The organism is Agrobacterium sp. K11 (assembly GCF_059429395.1).
Map to the genome: position 1 here is coordinate 1 of NZ_JCAHRB010000036.1, position 2494 is coordinate 2494.

General features: G+C 61.1%; 1 protein-coding gene and 1 pseudogene. Both read right to left on the minus strand.

Going from position 1 to position 2494, the window contains the following annotated elements; all coding sequences use genetic code 11:
* Positions 1-143: 143 nt before the first annotated feature.
* The gene (gene istB, locus AC5SEO_RS26800) at positions 144-878 is read right to left on the minus strand and encodes an IS21-like element helper ATPase IstB (RefSeq protein ID WP_063976958.1); all 735 of its coding nucleotides are present in this window, start codon (positions 876-878) and stop codon (positions 144-146) included.
* A pseudogene (gene istA / locus AC5SEO_RS26805) lies at positions 811-2379 on the minus strand (IS21 family transposase). Before istA ends, istB begins: the two are co-directional and overlap by 68 nt.
* Positions 2380-2494 lie beyond the last annotated feature (115 nt).

Below are 2494 nucleotides of genomic sequence, written 5' to 3' on the forward strand. Positions count from 1 at the left end.
TGTCAATCGGCGTCGTAACGGGACCCCTTATCGGCTCCCAAAAGGGACCCCTGCCTCTGGTTGCATCGGGTCAGCGCGCGTAGGCCCGGAGCTCTCCATTTAGCGCAGGGGCCTGCGGGCGCGGGTTGTTTGTCTTTTCGGCTTTAGCTTTGAGAGCGGTTTTTAAAGCGCCAGGATTCGTTTCCGGTTTCCACGATCTCGCAATGGTGGGTGAGCCTGTCGAGCAGAGCGGCGGTCATTTTGGCATCGCCGAATACGGCTGGCCACTCGCCGAAGGCCAGGTTCGTCGTGACGATGATCGATGTCCGCTCATAGAGCCTGCTGATGAGATGGAAGAGGAGCTGGCCGCCGGCCTGAGCAAATGGGAGATAGCCCAGTTCGTCCATGATGACGAAGTCGAGTCTGGTGATGAAGTCGGCCAGCCGCCCCTGCTTTCCGCTGCGTGCCTCCGTTTCGAGCCGATTGACGAGGTCGACGACGTTGAAGAAGCGTCCGCGTGCGCCGTTGCGGATTAGGGCGCGTGCGAGCGCGATGGACAGGTGGGACTTCCCCGTGCCGGTTCCGCCGACCAGAACGATATTGTGCTGCTCGGCGAGGAAGGCTCCTGTCGCAAGCTGGCGCACGAGCCCTTCGTTGACCGGCGTGTCGGTGAAGTCGAAGTCGTCGATGTCCTTGGCCAGCGGCAGCTTGGCCACGGTGATCTGGTACTTGATGGAACGTGCCTGCTTCTCGGCGATCTCCGACTGAAGCAGGTCACCGACGATGCGCGGCGGTTCGTGCTGTCGCTTGATGCCGGAGGCCATGATCTCGTCATAGGCGCTGCGCATGCCGAACAGCTTCAGCGCGCCCATCATGTCGAGGATTTGGGATCGTTCCATATCAGCTTGCCCTCCTGAGGCTGTCGTAACGGGCGCAATCGGCCAGAGGCTCGTGGGTCAGGCGAAGCGCATCGGGAATGGAAAGGATGGCGGCCGGCTGCGGGTCACGCTTGCGGGCCAGGATGTTGATGATGACAGCGGCCGAGAACACGCCCTGATCGAGCGCCTCCTGGCAGGCCGCTTCGACGGCGGGGAGCCCGTCCAGGCCCACACATTCGAGGATCGACACCATCTGCCGGTCGCCGTCATGCATGGCCTTCAGCCGGCGGCGCACCTTCTCCATGGCGGCGGGCAAAACCCAGTCGTGGAAAGGCGCACCATTGCGCAGGGCTCCCGGCTTACGGGTCAGGACCGGCACGTAATGCCAGGGATTATAGATCGTCTCGCCACGGCCGAAGCAGCGATCGTGCTGGCCAATCTCCACGCCATCCTGCCGGATGATGATGCGATCGGCATAGGCATGTATCTCGGCCGGACGACCGACTGCCGTGGACAGCACCGAGTATTTGTTGTTGTCGAAACGCACGAGGCAGGTCTTGCCGATCGAGGCCTGCACTGCGTGGAAGCCGTCGAATTTGCCGGGATAGCCGACCAGGTGCGGCCGCTCCGCATCGAACACCTCCCAGATCGTGCGCTCCGTCTGATCGACGTGCTTATGAGCGCGGGCGTAACTGATGCACTTGTCCAGCAACCAGCCATTCAGTTCATCGTAGGATTTGAAGCGCAGCCGCGGCGTGAAGAAGCGTTCGCGCACCAGATTGACCTGGTTCTCGACCTGGCCTTTCTCCCATCCCGACGCCGGCGTGCAGGCCACCGGTTCGATCAGGTAATGGCTGCACATCTGTAGGAAGCGGCGATTGTATTGCCGTTCCTTGCCGACGAAGACCGTCTCCACCGCGGTCTTCATATTATCATAGATGCCGCGCGTGCAGGCCCCGCCGAAGAAAGCGAACGCCCTGTCATGGGCGTCGAAGACCATCTCTTGCGTCTCGCGCGGATAGGCTCTCACATACATCATCCGGCTGTGGCAGAGCCGGATATGCGCAACCTTCACCGTCGTCGTCACGCCGTTCAGCACGACGATCTCGTGGCTCCAGTCGAACTGGTAGGCCTCGCCCGGCGCGTAATAGAGCGGCACATAGGCTTGCGCCGTCACGGACCCGCGCTCCTTCGCCCAGGTTCGGGCGTAACGCCGGACTGTGTCGTAACCGCCCTCGTAGCCGAGGTCGCGCAAGTCCTCGAATATCCGGATCAGTGTCAGCCGTTCGCGAGAGGATTTGGCCTCATTGGCGAGCAGCATTCTATCGAGCTGATCGCGCCAGGGGCCGAGCTTCGGCTGAGGTTGACGGGTCCGTTCGTATTTGAACTCCGTCTCATCGGTGCGCAGAACCTTCCGCACCACTTTCCGCGATATACCCAACTCCCGGCAGATCGCCTTGATCGACTTGCCCTGAACATGGGCTAGCCGCCGTATCTTCAGAATTGTTTCCACAATAAGCATCCAAACAAAAAGCCTCCGATGAAACCGGAGGCTGTTGTAACCCCATCGCAGATGGGGGTCCCGTTTGGACGCCGATCACCCCATTTGCGGGGTCCTTATTCCATGCCTAATCACA